Genomic DNA, 18,451 nt, shown 5'->3' with positions numbered 1-18,451 from the left:
TGCTTCCTTGCTGTTGTCGTTATGACTAACTGTCAGGCGACAGGTAATGAATGACTTGATGTGCAACCTGGCTGATGTCAACCACCGACATTGCCGCCCCAAGTTCAACCGCCACTCTTGGCATCCCCCAAACCACAGATGATTCTTTGTCTTGCGCTATGGTTTTCGCACCTCGCTGCTTCATGCGCAGTAAGCCACGCGCTCCATCCTGGCCCATTCCGGTCAAAATGACGCCAATGGCTTTATCTGCCACGGTTTCTGCTACTGTGTCGAACATGACATCTACAGAAGGTTTATGCCGATTTACCGCAGGTCTGTCGTCTAACTGACAATAGAGGTGTGGCCCGCGACGCAGCACGGTTAAATGCTTGTCTCCGGGAGCGAGGTACGCACAGCCCTGTGTCAAAGGCGCCTGATTCGCGGTCAACTCTTTCACTTCAATGTCGCTGTACTGATTAAGACGATCAGCAAACGAGGCGGAAAACTTGGCACTGATATGTTGGGTAATCACTATCGGTGGCAGGCCCGCAGGCAAAGCAGAAAGTACATTCCTCACCGCTTCCGTGCCGCCTGTCGAAGCTCCAATGGCAATGAGTTCGACACAGTGATGCTGCTTGGGTACCGTTAGCTTTTGCGGCTTCGCAGGCTGAGTCGAAGCTACATTGGCACCTGCTGCCATCTTTATTTTGTCATTCACTAGGGATTTGTAATTGAGCATTTCCGCCGTGTTATCGACCGACGGCTTGGGAAAATAGTCGACGGCACCAAGCTCAAGCGCAGCCAATGTCGCGTCTGCCCCGTGCTGTGTCAAAGTGGAGATCATCACAACGGGCATCGGCCGCAAACGCATTAAGTTTTTTAGAAACTGCACGCCATTCATTTTCGGCATTTCAATATCTAGCGTCAGTACATCTGGGTTGTATTGCTTGATCAGTTCTCGCGCTTCAAAAGGGTCCTCAGCCGTCGCGACCACTTCAAGCTCAGGATCGGCGTCAATTAGCTGTGACAAAAGCGCACGAAACACAGGCGAGTCATCAACGATCAGTACTTTTATCTTTTTCATTAAAATAACTCCACATCATTGCTAGGTGTTGAGTGGCTTTCTCTATCCAACTGACTGGCGTATTTTTCTTCTTGGTGCTGAAGGTGGTGAATTTCCGTGAACGGAATACGCTTGAGCCATGCTTTTCCTGTACATGGGTCGAACATGATTTTCCTTGGTTCCAGCCCGCCCAAATCTTGAGAGACCACCAGCATATGCTCTTGTTCAACATAGTTAAGAATAAACGCCACGTTTTTATCGCCTATCATTGAGGTGCGCCCTAACATTTGCGCACCGCCAAAAAGCTTGAGCCTTAGCGAGGAGCGTCTAGCGCCACGCTTTAGCATTGTGTTGAGCAATATCTCCATCGCATAACTGCCGTAACGGGAAGCAGTCGAAACAACTTCATCAGGTCGCCACGATTTCAGCTGCGTTTTACTATCGAACGGCAACAAGAAGTGGTTCATCCCGCCGATACGTAAATCACAGTCCCACATACAAGCCGCAACGCAAGACCCAAGCCCAGTCGCAATCAACTCGTCCTCAGCATCGGTACAGTAAACACCGCCAGGTAGCACTTTAACGATGTGCTTATCCTTAAGCGGATGGTAGAACCGATCAAAGTGGCTGTTTTGATCTTGAAGTGTTACTGTTTTTGAACCGAACAAAACCCTCTCCTATTTCTTGACGTAAATGGTATGGCCAAGGTGATGGAACAGCTCCATCCCTGAAGGAACGCTCTCAGAGTGGCCGAGAAACAACACCCCATTGGGCTTAAGATGCTGATAGAAACGTTCGATCAATTGCTGCTGCGTTTTTTTATCAAAATAAATCATCACATTTCGACACGAGATCAGGTCAAAGGGCTGGCTAAAGTCCCAACTCTGCAACAGATTAATTTGGCGAAATTCAATCAACTGTTGTAAGCCCGCTTTACATTTAATCTTACCTTGTTGCTCTCCTGTCCCTTTGACAAAACAGGGTTTTAAATACTTGACGGGAATGGTCTCCACCGCAGATTGTTCATAAATACCCGTTTTGGCATGGCTGAGAACTTTAGTATCGAGGTCTGAAGCGATAATCTTTACATCTTGGATAGCGTCAAACAATTTGGCCCAATGCAGTGATGCGATAAAGCTATAGGGCTCTTCTCCCGTCGAGCACCCTGCCGACCAGATGCGAATTCGTTCTAACCCCTGTTGTTGCCATTCGTTAACCAACACTTTCTCGATAAAGTCAAAATGGTGGTACTCACGAAAGAACTGCGTCTTATTGGTCGTCAAGCAGTTAATAAAACTGGCGTGCTCGTCTGGATCTTGTTCTATCAATAGACGGTAATCAGCAAAGCGACGCAGGCCCAATCGTCTAAGTTGACGACTGATACGTCCATACACCAAGGTTCTTTTACGATCGGAAAAATAGATGCCAACGTTCTTATGCATGAACCATTGGATATACTTAAAGTCCTTATCCGTTAGTTCAAACTCTTCCGCCACTCTTTTTTCCGATTGGGCTAGAACTCTTCCCATTCGTCTCCATCCTCTTCAAGCTTAAAGCCAGAATTGGCCACTTTCGGGGTACGAATTTCCCTGACGTTCGTGTCTCGTGGCGCGGTAGACTTAGCTTCAAACGTCGCAACATTGGCGTCTGTAACAAAGAAGTTCATTAGGTGCAGCAATTGCTTACCTTCATCTTTGAGTGACTGGCTAGCCGCCGATGTTTGCTCGACGAGAGAAGCATTTTGCTGGGTCATCTCATCCATCGTCGCTACCGCGCGATTGATCTCATCGATACCCGTCGACTGCTCTTGGCTCGACGAGGCAATTTGAGCGATAAGTTCAGTGACTTTCTCTACTGCTTCGACAATTTCATTGAGGGTGGCGCCAGATTCATCCACCAAACGTGACCCTTCATCCACTTTTTCGACGCTGTCTTTAATCAGCCCTTTGATCTCTTTAGCGGCAGCGGCGCTGCGCTGAGCCAAATTACGGACTTCTCCGGCGACAACAGCAAAACCGCGCCCCTGCTCTCCCGCTCTCGCAGCCTCAACCGCGGCATTTAGCGCGAGTAAGTTAGTCTGGAATGCGATTTCATCAATCACACCGATAATATCGGCAATTTTCTTGCTTGCATCGTTAATTTCCGCCATAGCAGACACAGCCTGTCCCACGACCTCTCCACCTTTGCTGGCTTTTTTCGCCGCATCGTCAGACAGTTCATTAGCCCCACGCGCGTTATCGGCGTTTTGGCGCACGGTGGCGGTCATCTGCTCCATGCTTGCCGCTGTCTCTTCGAGGTTAGAAGCCTGAGCTTCGACTCGTTGGCTTAAATCGTTGTTACCCTCGGCAATTTCCGTCGAGGCCGTTGCCACACGAGCGGAGGATTGGGTGATTTTTTCTACCATGTTGCGCAAGTTAACGATCGAGGTATTGACCGCATTCGATAAGCGCGCAAATTCTCCGGTATTGTCATCTGGCATGGTGACATTGAGATTGCCATCCGCTACCTGGCTCATTACATCAATACATTGGCCCAATGGCGCGACCATGGTATCGAGGAGGTTATTGATGCCATCACCCAACTCGCGCATAAAGCCGGTATAAACGCTGGTATCGATGCGTTCACTCAGTTCCCCCGCGATGGCTTTTTGGATCAAAGATTCAACCTGACGCTGACCATCTTGTTGTTCTGTAATATCGATCCATTGCAGCGCAGGGCCAATATAATTGCCTTGCCCATCGCGCATCGCAATACAGGTTAGGTGGAACTCCAATCCACCTACCGCAATGTTAGATGAGAAAGGTAAACGGTCAGGATTGGCAATAATGTTGCGTTGATGACTCGGGTTCTTATGAAATACGTCGATGTTTTTACCTACTAGATTGCTGGCATCAAAGCCTGGCAACACTTTTTGCAAGTCAGTTTCTCGACTGCGAAGTAAGCTCTCGAGTGACGGGTTAAGGTAAGTAATGATGCCCTCTTTGTCTGCCATCATTAAATTGGTCGTCATCCCCGCGACCGCCGAGGCCAAACGCCCTATCTCTTCTTCTTTCGCTCGCTCTTGCGTGACGTCACGCCATTCCAACGTATTACCGATGTAGTTGCCTTTGCCATCGTGAATAGCCGCAACGTTGAGTTCTATCTTTAAATCCTGAATTTGGATGTCTGTGCTGTACGGAAGGTTGCCCGGATCCGCCAATAACGCCCGCTGGTGGGCAGGGTTACGGTGAAACTCATCGATACAGCGCCCCATTAGCCACTCTTCACTGGCGGTAAAGCCGCTCCAAACACTGCGCAAGGTTGCTTCATGTTTGGAGAAAAGCTGCAAGGTTTCTTGGTTAATGTAAGTGATGAAAAAGTCCCGATCGATCATCACCATCGCGGTCTGAGTCTGATCGATAGCGGCTTGGAGTCGGCTCAACTCATGGCTTTGTTTCAAGCTCTCTGTTACATCAGACCATTCGAGCGTGTTGCCCACATAGTTACCCAGCTCATCGATGATGGCCCCGACGTTAAGCTCAATCTTGACATCTTTCACTGTAATAGTTGTGGTATAGGGTAAATTGGCCGGATTCGATAGCAATTGACGCTGATGGTTTGGATCGGTATGAAAAGCATCGATGCAATACCCCAACAAAAACTCTTGCGTCGCTTTGAAGTTAGGCCACACCGACTGAAACACCGCCTCGTGGTGCTTTAACAACTCGAGTGACTTAGCGTTCAGGTAAGTAATATTAAAATCACGGTCGATCATCATCAGTGCGGTTTGCGCAGCATTGAGTGCCGACAAGAGCTGATTTTTGCTTATTCCTTGCTCAGGTTCCGTATCAAACTCCTCCGCCAACGTATCTTGCGTAGGTGCGACAAATTGAGTTTCTGACGCGGTTTTTCTATTCCAAAATGCCATGAGTTACCTCTCACTGGTTGCTTCTACTGACCGTCGTACCAAAACGAATAAACCCCATTCACATTGGCATTAAGCCCAACTCTCTTGTAATTGGTCGGGTTGAGTAAGCTCCGCTGCATCGAACAAAGCCTGCATATTAATTAAAATGAGATGCCCATTCGGCACCGACGCGATCCCTTGCACGTAACTGTGGTCGACATCTTGCGACACGTGCGGAGAAGGTTTAATTTGCTCCCTACTCAGTGAGTACACCTCAGAGACCCCATCAACAATAATGCCGAGAGGGTGGCGCTGATCGTCATTGAGAACAATGACTACCGTCGTGGCGTTAATCACCGCCGGCGACAAACCAAAACGTAGCCGAAGATCGACAATCGGAATGTACTCACCACGAATCTCAAGGACTCCCTGCATATAACTCGGCGAATTAGGCACCTGCCTGACTGGAGTCCAGCCTCTCACCTCACGTACATCCAGAATTGGGACGGCGTACTCATCGCCTTCCAGAACAAAACTTAAAAATTCTTGTGTCATGCCGGCTTCCTCAAAATTCTCTCGATATTGAGAAGCTCATGAGTATCGAGCAATGCCATCACGCGATCGCCCACGTTGATCAAGCCTTGTAGGTAAGGCGTCACCTGTGAGTCCCCGACTGAAGGGGAGAGTTCACTATCTCCGCGACTGATCACATCACTTACCGCGTCGACGACTAGGCCCATTAATCGATCCCTATTGTTATCTTGAGCACGTAACACGATCACCACCGTCGTGGGACGATATTCGCACTCCCCTACCGAAAACCTGGCTCGCAGATCCACCACAGGGACGATCATTCCGCGCAAATTGATCACACCAAGCACATATTTAGGTGCTCGCGGTATAGGGGTGGGCCGCTCCCATACACGAATCTCTTCCACATCTTTAATGTCTACGCCGTAGAGTTCTTCGGCTAACTCAAAACTTAGAAAGTCAGCGTTTTCACTCACTTCATTGCTGACTTCACTGCCCACCTCTAGCGCTTGGAGTAATTGGCTCTCCGCTGCAAGAGGTTGTTGTTCAGAGCGAGGGGGGTCGAGGTTAATACTGTCCATAACTGCCTCCCTACGCCGCCATTCCGTTGTGCGCTGCATCATTGGTACGGTGCGTAAAGTTGGTCACTAAGCCTTGAATATCCAGAATTAGCGATACAGAGCCATCGCCAAGAATCGTTGCGCCTGAGATCCCCGACACCTTGCTGTAGTTGGACTCTAAACTTTTGATGACCACCTGCTGCTGGTCGAGAAGTTCGTCGAGTAGCAAGCCAACTCGATGGCCGGCGGCTTCAACAAAGCATAAGAGCTGCTGATCTAAGGCACCGCTGTCGCCCATTTCTAACTCGTCTTGAAGGCGCAATATCGGAATGTTCTCCTCGCGCAGTCGGTACAACTCGATGCCACCAGAAGCAAGCTTAATACTGGCAGGATCGATTTGAATCGACTCGACAATCGTCAACAGAGGAATGACATACACCTCTCCACCGACCTTGACCAGTTGGCCATCCAAAATCGCCAAGGTGAGCGGTAGACTGATAACAAAACGACTACCGACATCAAGCTCAGATTCAACTTCGATATGACCACCGAGCTCTTCAATGTTGCGGCGCACCACATCCATCCCAACCCCGCGGCCAGAAATGTCAGACACTTGTTCTGCCGTGGAAAAACCGGGGGCAAAAATAAGGTTCATGATTTGCTTGTCAGAAAACTCTTCTCGACGAGATTCTGGTGGCAGCACTCCTTTCTCTAGCGCTTTCCCCCACAGTTTGTTGCAATCGAGACCAGCTCCGTCATCGCTGATTTCTATCACTATCGACCCACCTTGATGGTAGGCATTCAACTCAATAGTGCCCGCCGCCGCTTTGCCTTTTTCCACTCTCAGTGCCGGGGCTTCAATTCCGTGGTCGATGCCATTTCGAACTAGGTGCACTAACGGGTCGACAATACGCTCTAACACGGTTTTATCTAGCTCGGTGTGTTCTCCTTTAATTTTGAGTTCGACCTGTTTATCTAAACGACTAGACAGATCGCGAATCAAACGAGGGAAGCGGCTGAATGCAAAGCTAACCGGTAACATGCGTATGTTCAGCACATTCTCTTGCAGGTCTTTGCTGTTTTGAAGTAGTTGCTCAAGCCCTGTTTTTAGCTTGTCTAACTTATCGAGTGAAAAGTCGTTGCCTATCTCCGTCAACATCGATTGGGTGATCACTAACTCCCCAACAAGGTTGATAAGGCTATCAACTTTATCGATATCGACACGAATCGAACTGACACTCGACTCTGGCTTAATATTTTTCGCCGTTGCTTTTCCCCCGCTAGGGGCGTCATCTGATTTACGCTGACTATCGCTCGGCGTAAGAGCTGTATCAGCCAGCGACTGTGGAGCTTGCACAGACTGAGAGTCGCTCGACTCGACGCGCTCAAGTATCAGGTCGCATTCATCTTCCACCCATTCAAATATCTCTCGGATTTGGTCTTCTTCAATATGGGCAGGAAGCGTTGCAGACCAGCTAAGAAAACAGAGCTCGGCCTCTAAAACATCAAGTTCGGGCAATGCAGATGTATCAGCGTCGATATGACACTCCGCATCCAGTTCATTTAACTCTCGTAGAATTCTTAGCGGATCATTACCGCTAAAGAACATGTCTTGGTGGGGCACGAAGCGCAGGTGCCAAGGTTGCTCACACTCTTGCGCTGGTGAACTAGGTTCAACGCTAGTTTGTGCGTCATCGTGACGACTCTCGGCAGTACTCGCATCATCGAGCAGCGCCACTAGGCTCTGAGTCACTTGTTGTTGCAGCGCTTTGTCTACGTCGTTACCCAGCTCATGACCTTCCAGCATATTGTGAATACAGTCGCCGCTTTTGAGCAATAAATCGACCGTTTGCTGAGTCAATTGACGCTGGTGGTTACGAACCAAATCTAGGTAAGCTTCGACGCTGTGAGTAAACTCACTAATATCGAGTAAGTTAAATGTCCCAGCGCCACCTTTTATTGAGTGCGCAGCACGAAAGATAGTATTGATTGACTCATCATCGACTTGCTCAACATCTAAATTGAGCAGTATTTCTTCTAGCACGCTAAGATTTTCACGACACTCTTCGTAAAACATCTTACGCAGCTGTTCCATGTCTAAAGCCATTATTCACCTTGCCAGTTGACGTTGTTAGTAATTAGCAGTGGTTAAATCACACGTTTTAATGTTTTGAGTAGTGTGTCCGGATTAAAGGGTTTAACCAACCAGCCCGTAGCTCCAACCGCTTTGCCTTGCTGTTTTTTGTCACTACTCGTTTCGGTGGTCAGCATCAAAATGGGCGTAAACTTGTACTGAGGCTTTTCGCGCAATGCTTTCACTAACTCGAATCCGCCCATGTTTGGCATATTCACATCCGAAATCACTACATCAAATTTGGCGCGCATTATCTTACTCAAAGCATCGCGACCATCATTCGCGGTTTCTACGTCATAACCTGCGTCTCGCAAGGTATGGCTAACCATTTGACGAATTGAAACCGAATCATCCACAGCAAGAATTTTTGTCATATCCCTATCCCCAACTTAATGGTTAATCTCAAGTTGTTCAGTGAGTCCGAGTATCTTAAAACTGTCCAGTAACAGTTCGGTCGGACGCAGTAACTGTATGTCTGTCTGATTTAACTTAGCCGTGAGGAACAGAGAGGTGAGCGCTTGAATTCCGGCAGCATCCACTCGTTTCACGTTCGACGCGTCGAGTAAAAGTACGCTGTCTTCGCTAAGCCAATTCTTATAAAGGTTAGTGCTGTCGAGAACGGTCGAGATATCAAGGTTCTCGGGTAATAAACGTTCCATGTCATCACCGTGCTTCATTATTGTTTCTAGCCAAATATTAAGCCTGTTGCTTATAAATGAGTGTAGAAACTATTTGATAATACGCAAGAAGATGCAGTGGTAGATAAGTGAGATAGGGCAATTCTAAGGAACAGACTAAAATGAAATTATCTAAATAAATTATGCAATTACATTGACTATTCTATCTAAAAAATATTTATCGCCCCTGACGGGATATCAGGGTTCAGATCTTAACTATTGTATGAGCTGACTGACAGGTTGCTTGAGTAAGGAGCAGGAAGGAGGGCAAAAATTTACACTGTAAAAGGAGCAAGGTTAGATTAGCTTTACAGTGTAAATTTTGTATCAACTCAATTTGCCGGGCGTATTGATGAGAGAAAGTGACTCAGTTGCTCTCTAAATGCGGCCTCTGCTTGTTTGCGACCGACAAGGTTAAAATGTTGAACACAATCACCCCAACTGCGCCTTTGTATCACTTTTCGAATTAATAATGGGCTGGCATTTTGCCAATGCCGCGGTGCGCGTTTCCACCATAAATCGAGCAGTGGAGCGATGGTTTCAAAACTCGCTCCGCCTTGAAGGTAGTGTTCCACAAGCTCGAAACCGCTAGGAAACGCTACGGAAGCATTAGAATGAGCTAACAAACTACGGACAACTTCCGTTTCAAGCGAAGCAAAGTTATCACTCAATGCAAAACAGAATGCATCGAAATAAAGCTGCTCTACCTGCCGACGCCAACTCGTCTCTCCTTGTAGCATCATTATTGAATGACAGCCGCTAGCCTGGTCGCGTTGATGACCAAGCCGAACCGGATAAAAACCGCTGTCGCACCAAAACTGGATCAGTCCAGCGGTTGCGCCAAAGCTCGTTGAATAGAAGTCATAATCGGTTTGCTCTCGCAGCTGACGTAGCATTCGTTTGCCGATACCTTGCCCTTGTAGCTCGGGGTGAACCGCTATTCGCATTACCCTCAGGCTGCGTTGTTGCGCAGCCTCGGCGATTCCGAGGTGATTCGCGAGGGTGACAGGAACCAAATGCCCTCTTGGTCGGCGCTTACCAAGCTGTATTTCAGAGATGAGATCAGGTGCTAACCCACCCTCTTCGACTGTTAATAGACAGCCAATGCAGTGCTGTTGTTCAAAGTGGGCGTAGAGTTGAATGGCGTCATCGGCGAGCAACAACATCAAATCATTCGGTGTGGTTTGATAATGAGCATTAACTAGTAGGGCAAAACATGCGCGTAACAAGTGTGGCTGTTCGATTAAACGCCTCTTATCGATCGGCTGCAACGCAATATTGGAAACTCTGCTCTGAGTAAACTCAGCAAGTTCAGCATTAAGTAAAAAGCTGTCAAACAGCCAACGTTCCAATGGGTCGTCGTCGTTCCAACGAATCGGCTGGTTGATATGGTAAAACACGCAGCCCGGCCTCTCGGTCTTGAGCCAAGACTGGAACTTAACAGTGAAGCCGCGACCACATCCTTCGTAACCGTGAATCGTAGTTGAAAATATGGCGCGATGATGAAGCTCGACCATAGATTGCAACATAGGGATCGGAATGGCCGACGCCTCATCGACCATCAAACAATCTCCAATACGGCCAGCGCGAATTAACTCATCTGGCGCAATAAACTCAAGCGTCGAATCTTGAAAGCGAAGTCGACCAGACGCTTGCTCCGCTTCTGGTAACAACCGAGCGGCATGGACAAAAAGCGGTTTCACGGCTGACAGCGATGGCGCCGTTACGACAATATGGATACGACGACTTTGCATCATTTTTGCAGCAGCAATCCCGAGTGCGCTACTTTTACCTCGACCTCGATCTGCCGTTATGACCAATGGGCGCTTGCGGTGTCCATCGACCACTTTAAGGATCTTTTCGACAGCCTCATCTTGTTGTTTGAAAGCAGAGACTGGTTTAGGTGTCACTTTAGGTAAGGAAGGCAACTTATCATAAGGCGTAACAACCATTAGGTGGTTTAAAGCGCGAGATAACCATTGCTGATCATAGCTCGAAGGTTGATCTGGTTTGGTGAGTATAACGAGTAAACCGCCGCCAACAATACACCCCGTGGCCGCGCTAAAGCTGTTGGCATCAAACCCTTGTTCAAAATCACACAACAACAACTGACATTCCCGTCCCAGCAGCTGATGGCCTTTATTGAACGCGACACGATGACACTTCTCGAGAGCGATATCCGCCCCTAAACAAAACGTCTCTTTAGCAGGGACAGATTGAAGTAGGGGAGCCAGCATTCGCTGTTGCCAGTCAGAATCACCTTGAAGGACAACACCATATCGGTGATTACTTTGTACCGCGCAATCAAGAAGCTGGGTAAAAAACAGGTCAGTTGAGGTCATAGCTCAGTTCGAAGAACAACAATGGGATTGAACAACATTATGACACAAAAAAAGCCGCTAAAAAGCGGCTCTCGATAGGGGATATCAATTATTTAAGCTTGTGTGCAACGAGCGCCAAAATCTCGCTCATCAAGGCATCATCCACTTTCTTTAGATTCAGAGTCAGATTACTGCCTTTACGTGAGTAACTCGCTCGTCCCTTGACCAGTTCTGTTTTAGCGACCGCCGCTTTGGTTGAAGGTGACAGCTCTTCAATCCAAGCTTCAATGGTTTCACTCACTTCCTTGGTAATGCGTGCGACACCTTGTGACTCGCTGCGTTGCCAAACAAAGCCGTCTTTCGAGCGACATTTTGCCAGCAGTTGAGCGCGTTGCTCATCATCTAGACCATTAAACTGCTTGTGAAGCTTCACAATCGTAGGGCGGCCAAGGTCAGCGACATTCGGGTAAGCTTGAAGAAGCTCTAATGGTAAATCCGCGGCTTTTAATGCGCCGCTCACCAAGGCTTCGCTACACTGGAACATCTTAGCCAGCGCTTTTTGGTCGCTAGCCTCTCCACTTTCGAGTTTAGCGAGCATCTCTTTGCCTTTCTCGTACAGTGAAAGCGGTTTGTGTGCATTCGCAACATCCGACAAAAACTTAGCGTGTTCAGCGCTGATGTCTTCACCAACATAGATGAGAAACTCTTGCTCAGCCAACAGACATGACATACGACGGCGGCTACCATCGAGCACCTCAATTTTTCCATCTTCGCGCCGACGGCCAACAGCAGGGTATTGCTGCCCCCGTTCACGCAGTGTAACCAACACATCAGATAGCGCGTGCTCATTGAGGAATGATTGTTCGCGTGCATTGTCGGCAAACACGACGGTTTGAGCTTCAATAGCGTCAGCAGGAATACGTACTAGCTCAAACTGAACTTTGTTTTCACCCGCAACCGCTAACTCAATCACTTGTGTTTGCTCTTTGGCCGCTTGTTGCGCTTCTTGTGGTGTGGTGACATGACGCTTATTCGCTTTGCCAAATAATCTGGCGTTCAAATCTGAAGTTTTAATTGCCATGATTCAATTACCCCTGATTAAGTGATGACCAATGACTATGCAATACGCGTTCAAGCTCGAGCGCACTCTTTTGCACTGCGTCTTGAGCGGTCGCCAACGTTTTCTTGCCACCCTCAAAATCACCCGTGGTAAGGTCGAAAACCGTACTGTAGGTATCGGCGCAAGTTTCGAATGCTCGGCTTCGCGGAATGGTCGCCATTGTCACTTGGTCACCCAACAAATAGTTCATTTCCGTTAATACCGCGACCTGCTTCTTATTGTCATCTTCAAACATGGTTGGCATCAAGCGGACAAATTCTAGACCTTGCCAATCATCAGGGAACATCTCGTACACGGTAGGTAAATGTTGGAAAAAGTTGACTGTCGATGCCCAGTCAAGTCGTTTAGCCGCACATGGGATCAGCAAAGCATTCGACGCATACATTGCATTCCACACTAAAGGGTCGACGTGAGGGCCGGTATCAATCATGATGACATCAAATTCGTCCGCTATTTTATCAATCAACTTCTCTTTAAGGAGTTTAACAATATCGAGCGATTGGTTTTTCGATAAATGCTGCCATGCCTCTGCGTTAAACATGGCATCTTCTGGGAATGCAGAAACGGTCTTTAGGTTTGGATATTGAGTCGGCAACAGTACGTTTTTTTGCAAAAACTCTTTATCGACCTCAACCCCTTCAGGCACGTTATCAAGCATTACATCGACGGCTGAATAGATGTTGTCATGGTCATTAAGGCTAATTTGAGGATTCAAAAATAGTCGCAAGGAGCCTTGCGGATCTAAGTCAATCAAACAAATACGGTAACGTTTATCAAGGTTAAGTGCTAGACAAGCCGCCAAGTGAACCGCCGTCATGGACTTACCTGTACCGCCTTTTTGGTTTTGAACATTGATGATCCACGGCTTGTTATCACCATTCTTTTTACGCTCGTAAAACTTGGGAATGCCAGCGGCATCCATAAGCATGTGTGCTTCTTGCAAAGAAATCGAGTAGTGATTGGCATTGTTTTTAGTGAACTGATGACCAGACTCTTCAAGTTTGCTGATCGCATCATCTAATTTACGACGCGTTAATCCCGAGCGCGTTTCCATCAATGCTTTTGACATTGGAGGAAAATGTTCATCACTGCGCTCTTCTAATACGATTTCAATTCGATCAGCCTGAACCTGCGCGGTCTGATCTGCTAACTGAATGAGACTCTCTATCGTCTGTTCTCGTTTCATTTTGCCAAATTCCGTTGTTATTGACCTAAACGCGATTGTACAGCATTTTTGACAACATACAATAAAAAGGTGAACGGTCAATTATCGATAGAAATCACATTAAATATAAAATTTACAGAAATTTAATGATTACTGGCGATCAATCGCTTCAAATTAATGCGCGATTAATGTCATTTTCCCCTAACAATGCGTTGTACTTTTTATTTATTACAGTGTCACATATTTACAATGTAAAGGTTTAGAGTAAGTTTTGTTCGGAACGATTAAGATTCGTCGCTAATTTACGGCAGGTGCACTTTCAACTTCAAGGCAATACGCAAAGGAACAAAAGCGGAGGCAGACGCGAGTCGCTCGATATCCTAGGATAGCCATAGTTCTGGTATACGGAACGATGATCATGAGTGGCATGATGATCATGCTTTCGGCAAATAATCGGCCTGATGGAACAATGATCAAGGCATAAAACGGCAAACAGAGGGCTTTCAGCACTGTCAGTTGAAATGATCAAAGATCGGAAAAATGATCAAGTGTTCTCGGCGTCCGGAAGCATGTAAAATGACGTCTAATTTACGGTTAAAAGCAGATGAACTCAGCGATAATGCCTGTCAGCCACCACTAGTCATAAAAATTGAACAACAAAGCGATGGGAGAGCGATATCAAGAAACTATCATGATCATGCTTTCAGAAACCGAGTCGCCACTGTCAATCACCGCACACGGTTTACTGCGTGCATTTCGAATCACAAATCAGGTGATGTAAGGCGCAAATCCGGCTATTATTGTGTCCACCTTGATCATTGTTTCGGACCCGATCGGCCGAATATTACGCGCTCAAGCAGGGGCAATTGACACAACTCGCCATACGGCTGTGGATAAGATGTGTAGCAATGATGATCATGCTTTCTTAATCACGTTGATCATTGATTCGTTATTGCAATGATCATCGTTTCAAGCATTTTTGATCATGCTTTCAGTGACTTAATGATCATGCTTACGAGATATTCATGATCATGCTTTCCAAGACTAAAAAAAATAACTCTTTTAAGACAATAACTTATAGAGCCCCGTCGCCTCGGATCAATAGATCATATAATCAATTAAGATCAGATTAATCAAAAAGATCAGTTATTTAAAAGCAATAAGTTTTTCTTTATTTATGATCTTTTTTTCTTTATTCTTTCGGAACTATAGCGATATTACGGCTAGTGTGACACGGATCTAATAATGAGCTCTGAAGAAAAACGACTGATCAAAGCGCCAAGAAGCCACAAGGATGGACACTTATTCGAAGTGTCGGAGTCTGCGGTCAATTGGATAGAACAATACCAACATTTTAAAGGCGTTACGAAGAGCATCGTTGAACTTCTGAACCTGATATCATTACGTGGATTTAGCAGCAAAGACGGTCTGGTATCCACAACAGAGCTGATCGACGCCACCGATGGGCAAGTCACCCGAGCCGCGATTCAACAGCGATTGCGCGCGGCTGTAAACATCGGTTTGTTTCAACAAATCCCAGTTCGTTTTGAGGAAGGATTAGCAGGCAAAACCATGCTGCACCGCTTCGTTAATCCAAATCAGCTGATTTCAGTGCTAGGGGCAACAAGCTTAGTCACCGAGTCCGTCAAACAAAATGAGAAACAGAAACGTTCTAAAGCGCTGGCACAAACACAAGTGAATAAACGCCTGCTGAACGAACATGGGCTCAATACTCCACCCGCGATGAAAGACGAAGCCGACCAGTTCGTTGTTTCACCCACTAATTGGGCGGGCATTATCGATCAAGCGCTCGCGCCACCCCGTACCCGCAAGAGTTATCAGAAAAGCATGGTTTCGATCTCGGGCACGCGCGCAGTGATCGAAACTCGATCATCCAAAAATATTATGACGGTTGATGATTTGATGACGCTGTTCGCGTTGTTTACGTTGACCGTGCAATACCACGAACATCATCAGCATCAATATCAGTTAGACGGTACACATGTTCCTAATAAAACTCCGCTCTACATCACGGATATTTTGTCGCTGCGTGGTAAAAAAGACAGTGGTCCAGCGCGTGATTCAATCCGTGACAGTATCGATCGAATCGAGTTTACCGACTTTCAACTGCATGAACTGACCGGACGATGGTTAAGCGAGAACATGCCTGAAGGCTTTAAGAGCGATCGTTTCCGATTTTTAGCCCGTACCATTACTGCATCGGAAGAAGCCCCTACAGAGGGAGCTGACGGCGAAATTCGCATTAAACCCAACCTATATATCCTAGTGTGGGAACCTTCGTTCTACGAAGAGCTGCTCACTCGCGATTATTTCTTCTTGTTCCCGCCCGAAATCCTGAAGCAGCACACCTTGGTATTCCAGCTTTACAGTTACTTCCGCAGTCGGATGTCACGCCGTCATACCGACTCGATGCTCCTGAGCGAGCTCAATCAGAAATTGGCGCGCAATATTGAATGGCGTCGCTTCTCAATGGATTTGATCCGCGAGCTGAAAAGGCTGTCCGATAACAAAGGATCGGACGAATTTTTTGTGGTCAATTTGTGGGGCTACCATCTGACGATCTCCGCCCAGATCGAAAAAGATAAGATCAAAGACTACCAGTTTGACATCAAATGCGATGCGGAAGAGGTGTTACGTTACTCACGAGCACGGACGACTAACGCCGGTAAACGCAATATGGCGCCGACGCTACCGAATCCGCTGCGAAACGAGATGGTGTCTAAGCAACAGCTCGAAGAAATGTCTCAGATCATTGATGGTGAGTTTGAGCCGATCCAACGTAAAGAGCGCTCACCGCGTGGTAAACTAGGCCGTCGCGTGAAACAGCGTAAACATCTGGTAGAGATCAACGCCGACGAAATTACCATTACCCTATCCAAATATACCTCTTCAGTGGCCCTAGAACGCTCTATAACAGCGTTGGCTGCGATGACCGGGCATTCCCATGCCTCGATTCAAGAAGAGTGTCTGGAGCTAATTGACAAGCTAGATTACTTACGTGTCGGTGAACATGTCGTGCCTTATGAAACATTGAGTAAAATGGTGGAGTTGTACAACAGTCAGAGTGAAAACAAACATCTGTCGATTGAGCGGCTGATCGCGGGTTTAGCGGTAAGGCGGAAAGTGTGCAAACAGGTGTTTGAAGGTCACTTGGATGAGACTGTGTTTAGAGCGCTGGACGAAGTCGCCGTGTGATCGAACGATATTCAGCCTTTAAATTTGCCAGCACATTGCTGGCTTTTTTATTTATCGTTACCCGGTCTCACATCTTGTTACACTCTACGCCGATAAACACAAACCTACGACATTCCCCTGACACGCCACTGACAATCGTCTCTCGGGAACTGGTTATTATTTATCCCGAATAGACAACCTTTTGTCCTTTCTGATGAATGAGGGATAGGATTATCCCTGATAGATTGGCTCATATTGTTACATTCATTCTGAATTTTTTGCGAGTTCTCTGAACTCGCTTTTTTTTGCCAAAAATTCAACGTATTAGTTCACTTCATTGGAACAATGATCAAGGTCGATATTGATCATTGTTGCTTGCGATCGCCGTTAATGGTGTTGAACGCTCCCTTGATCATCGTTTCGTACTTCATTCCAAGCCAGTTTCTGCATAAAGAGCACATGATTGTCGATCAACTGCTGAGACTCTTTCCGCCATTGTTCACTGTTCTGTTGCTGACAAAACTCGAGACTCAACACTGCCAAATGTTGTATGCGTTGAGTTGCCCAGTGTCTTATCGCTATTTCACAACTCGCGTCACCGGCAAGTTGTTGAAGTCGGCCATAAGCGAGCTGTACAAAAGAGTAGGCGCGTTGTGGGACATCATTTCGGTAGTGCAGGTAAAGCCTCAGGCACGCGTCGAACCACATCGGGAGCGCTCGTTTGGTTATCGCCTGGTTTGGACATGACCATAACGCTTCTGGGGTCGTGAGTAATAGCTGTTCCAAAACAGACACTTGATCATGCTTCCGCTCTCGGTGCCACTGGTTGAGTTGCTCAAACCAATCTTCAATCGCTGGGGAGGTCATAGTGTCTCCATGGCTAATGGTGTCTATGGTATAGCTTGGTTGTGATTTGAGAAGTTTGCCACTTTAGACTAAGCGGTGTCGCTGCAAAGCAACGGGTTTAGCTCCAATGCTCGAGGGGGAAAATGAGACGCTGATCGCCTTCATTTGTGTAGGGGTAATCTTTTAAATGTACTTCGCCATCGAGGGGGAGGCAAAAGTTATTTATACAAAAAACAATAAGAGTCATCGAACTATTAGCACTATCACATTATAGAGCTAAAATTCTTAACAAGGGACGATAGATTTTGCTACAGATTAAGCGTCCCTAGCATGGTTTGTTCGGAGGTGATTATGTCCATTAATTCTATTGACCATGATGAAATGAGTAAGATCGCGAGTAACTGGGACTTCACGGAAGAAGTTGAGTCAAAAGCGCCCTCTAAAGGTGTCAAATCTGCCGAAGCTCGTCGTCGCATCGAAGCTCTGCGAGAGATACGAGAAAGCGGATTGACAATCGAAGAGGCGAAAGAGCTGGGCATTTTGCACTAGTTCGACCTACTAAGACGAATACGAGAGGGTGGCATTGGAAAGCCACCCTTTATTTTTGCCATTTTTTTGATCTAATCTGCGACACATACTGAGATTGGCTCACTATAACCGACTTCGGTGTGGTATATTCTCACTCCTTATTTTTACAGATTAGAGCCAAGGTATGTCGATCAACTTGTCTACTCTTCCACCGAGCGAGAAGAACAAAATTGAGCTTGATAAGCAAGCGTCGTTTTTGGTCTGGAAACTCCGAGAAGCGAAGGCTATGCCTGATGAAATCGATCAGCAAGCGGACAAAATTACCGACGCTGATGAAAAAGCCTCATTCTTGGAGTCTGTCGAAAAATACAAACGAGTAATGGGCGTGGCGTAACGCGCCTTTTTCCTCTGCAAGGCGAGAAATTGAAAAGCGCTCGTATTTTGCT

General features: G+C 46.9%; 16 protein-coding genes. 3 read left to right on the top strand and 13 right to left on the bottom strand.

The window, feature by feature from the left end:
- Positions 1–25: 25 nt before the first annotated feature.
- The 12 genes from FCU94_RS17225 to FCU94_RS17170 form a co-directional block, all read right to left on the bottom strand.
- A complete protein-coding gene (locus tag FCU94_RS17225) occupies positions 26–1,063 on the bottom strand; it encodes a protein-glutamate methylesterase/protein-glutamine glutaminase (protein WP_176289703.1) in 1,038 nt (345 codons plus the stop codon).
- The gene (locus FCU94_RS17220; protein ID WP_176289702.1) at positions 1,063–1,710 is read right to left on the bottom strand and encodes a chemotaxis protein CheD; all 648 of its coding nucleotides are present in this window, start codon (positions 1,708–1,710) and stop codon (positions 1,063–1,065) included. Before FCU94_RS17220 ends, FCU94_RS17225 begins: the two co-directional genes overlap by 1 nt.
- A gap of 9 nt (positions 1,711–1,719) precedes the next feature.
- Positions 1,720–2,571 (bottom strand): CheR family methyltransferase, encoded by an 852-nt coding sequence (locus FCU94_RS17215; RefSeq protein WP_176289701.1) that lies wholly within the window; start codon positions 2,569–2,571, stop codon positions 1,720–1,722.
- A complete protein-coding gene (gene aer2 / locus FCU94_RS17210) occupies positions 2,556–4,949 on the bottom strand; it encodes an aerotaxis transducer Aer2 (RefSeq protein WP_176289700.1) in 2,394 nt (797 codons plus the stop codon). The genes FCU94_RS17215 and aer2 overlap by 16 nt, the downstream gene beginning before the upstream one ends.
- A 69-nt stretch (positions 4,950–5,018) precedes the next feature.
- On the bottom strand, positions 5,019–5,483 hold the full coding sequence (locus tag FCU94_RS17205) for a chemotaxis protein CheW (protein ID WP_176289699.1): 465 nt from the start codon (positions 5,481–5,483) through the stop codon (positions 5,019–5,021).
- Positions 5,480–6,040 carry a chemotaxis protein CheW gene (locus FCU94_RS17200; RefSeq protein ID WP_176289698.1) on the bottom strand — a complete coding sequence of 187 codons (561 nt, stop codon included), beginning with the start codon at positions 6,038–6,040 and terminating at the stop codon, positions 5,480–5,482. The genes FCU94_RS17205 and FCU94_RS17200 overlap by 4 nt, the downstream gene beginning before the upstream one ends.
- A 10-nt stretch (positions 6,041–6,050) precedes the next feature.
- Positions 6,051–8,126, bottom strand: a complete 2,076-nt coding sequence (locus FCU94_RS17195; protein ID WP_176289697.1) for a chemotaxis protein CheA — start codon at positions 8,124–8,126, stop codon at positions 6,051–6,053.
- 41 nt (positions 8,127–8,167) lie between these two features.
- On the bottom strand, positions 8,168–8,527 hold the full coding sequence (locus tag FCU94_RS17190) for a response regulator (RefSeq protein WP_176289696.1): 360 nt from the start codon (positions 8,525–8,527) through the stop codon (positions 8,168–8,170).
- Between the two features lie 15 nt (positions 8,528–8,542).
- Positions 8,543–8,812, bottom strand: a complete 270-nt coding sequence (locus FCU94_RS17185; RefSeq protein WP_176289695.1) for an STAS domain-containing protein — start codon at positions 8,810–8,812, stop codon at positions 8,543–8,545.
- Between the two features lie 350 nt (positions 8,813–9,162).
- Complete coding sequence (locus tag FCU94_RS17180; RefSeq protein ID WP_176289694.1) at positions 9,163–11,172, bottom strand: tRNA(Met) cytidine acetyltransferase TmcA; 2,010 nt, start codon at positions 11,170–11,172, stop codon at positions 9,163–9,165.
- Positions 11,173–11,260: 88 nt separating this feature from the next.
- The gene (locus FCU94_RS17175) at positions 11,261–12,232 is read right to left on the bottom strand and encodes a ParB/RepB/Spo0J family partition protein (protein ID WP_176289693.1); all 972 of its coding nucleotides are present in this window, start codon (positions 12,230–12,232) and stop codon (positions 11,261–11,263) included.
- 7 nt (positions 12,233–12,239) lie between these two features.
- On the bottom strand, positions 12,240–13,457 hold the full coding sequence (locus FCU94_RS17170; protein ID WP_176289692.1) for a ParA family protein: 1,218 nt from the start codon (positions 13,455–13,457) through the stop codon (positions 12,240–12,242).
- 1,224 nt (positions 13,458–14,681) lie between these two features.
- On the opposite strand from FCU94_RS17170, the gene FCU94_RS17165 reads away from it, so the two are divergent.
- On the top strand, positions 14,682–16,652 hold the full coding sequence (locus FCU94_RS17165; RefSeq protein ID WP_176289691.1) for a replication initiator protein RctB domain-containing protein: 1,971 nt from the start codon (positions 14,682–14,684) through the stop codon (positions 16,650–16,652).
- A 366-nt stretch (positions 16,653–17,018) separates the two neighbouring features.
- Here the strand turns inward: FCU94_RS17165 and FCU94_RS17160 are convergent, their stop codons facing one another.
- On the bottom strand, positions 17,019–17,498 hold the full coding sequence (locus tag FCU94_RS17160) for a transcriptional regulator (RefSeq protein ID WP_176289690.1): 480 nt from the start codon (positions 17,496–17,498) through the stop codon (positions 17,019–17,021).
- Positions 17,499–17,828: 330 nt separating this feature from the next.
- Here FCU94_RS17160 and FCU94_RS17155 point away from each other — a divergent pair, with 330 nt between their 5' ends.
- A complete protein-coding gene (locus tag FCU94_RS17155) occupies positions 17,829–18,026 on the top strand; it encodes a PA3496 family putative envelope integrity protein (RefSeq protein WP_176289689.1) in 198 nt (65 codons plus the stop codon).
- A gap of 163 nt (positions 18,027–18,189) precedes the next feature.
- Positions 18,190–18,399: a DUF3283 family protein gene (locus FCU94_RS17150; protein ID WP_176289688.1), complete on the top strand. Its 210-nt coding sequence runs from the start codon at positions 18,190–18,192 to the stop codon at positions 18,397–18,399.
- Positions 18,400–18,451: the final 52 nt, after the last annotated feature.

The organism is Vibrio sp. JPW-9-11-11 (genome assembly GCF_013369335.1).
In the GTDB taxonomy this organism is placed as follows: Bacteria; Pseudomonadota; Gammaproteobacteria; order Enterobacterales; family Vibrionaceae; genus Vibrio.
Note: the sequence above shows the minus strand (reverse complement) of the source record. Positions and strands in the feature narration are given on the sequence as shown.

Excerpts from the sequence above, each read along its gene's own strand:
- FCU94_RS17175 (WP_176289693.1), bottom strand. The coding sequence starts at position 12,232 with ATGGCAATTAAAACTTCAGATTTGAACGCCAGATTATTTGGCAAAGCG.
- aer2 (WP_176289700.1), bottom strand. The coding sequence starts at position 4,949 with ATGGCATTTTGGAATAGAAAAACCGCGTCAGAAACTCAATTTGTCGCA.
- FCU94_RS17200 (WP_176289698.1), bottom strand. The coding sequence starts at position 6,040 with ATGGACAGTATTAACCTCGACCCCCCTCGCTCTGAACAACAACCTCTT.
- FCU94_RS17155 (WP_176289689.1), top strand. The coding sequence starts at position 17,829 with ATGTCCATTAATTCTATTGACCATGATGAAATGAGTAAGATCGCGAGT.
- FCU94_RS17170 (WP_176289692.1), bottom strand. The coding sequence starts at position 13,457 with ATGAAACGAGAACAGACGATAGAGAGTCTCATTCAGTTAGCAGATCAG.
- FCU94_RS17185 (WP_176289695.1), bottom strand. The coding sequence starts at position 8,812 with ATGGAACGTTTATTACCCGAGAACCTTGATATCTCGACCGTTCTCGAC.
- FCU94_RS17215 (WP_176289701.1), bottom strand. The coding sequence starts at position 2,571 with ATGGGAAGAGTTCTAGCCCAATCGGAAAAAAGAGTGGCGGAAGAGTTT.
- FCU94_RS17190 (WP_176289696.1), bottom strand. The coding sequence starts at position 8,527 with ATGACAAAAATTCTTGCTGTGGATGATTCGGTTTCAATTCGTCAAATG.
- FCU94_RS17205 (WP_176289699.1), bottom strand. The coding sequence starts at position 5,483 with ATGACACAAGAATTTTTAAGTTTTGTTCTGGAAGGCGATGAGTACGCC.
- FCU94_RS17165 (WP_176289691.1), top strand. The coding sequence starts at position 14,682 with ATGAGCTCTGAAGAAAAACGACTGATCAAAGCGCCAAGAAGCCACAAG.
- FCU94_RS17225 (WP_176289703.1), bottom strand. The coding sequence starts at position 1,063 with ATGAAAAAGATAAAAGTACTGATCGTTGATGACTCGCCTGTGTTTCGT.
- FCU94_RS17195 (WP_176289697.1), bottom strand. The coding sequence starts at position 8,126 with ATGGCTTTAGACATGGAACAGCTGCGTAAGATGTTTTACGAAGAGTGT.
- FCU94_RS17180 (WP_176289694.1), bottom strand. The coding sequence starts at position 11,172 with ATGACCTCAACTGACCTGTTTTTTACCCAGCTTCTTGATTGCGCGGTA.
- FCU94_RS17160 (WP_176289690.1), bottom strand. The coding sequence starts at position 17,498 with ATGACCTCCCCAGCGATTGAAGATTGGTTTGAGCAACTCAACCAGTGG.
- FCU94_RS17150 (WP_176289688.1), top strand. The coding sequence starts at position 18,190 with ATGTCGATCAACTTGTCTACTCTTCCACCGAGCGAGAAGAACAAAATT.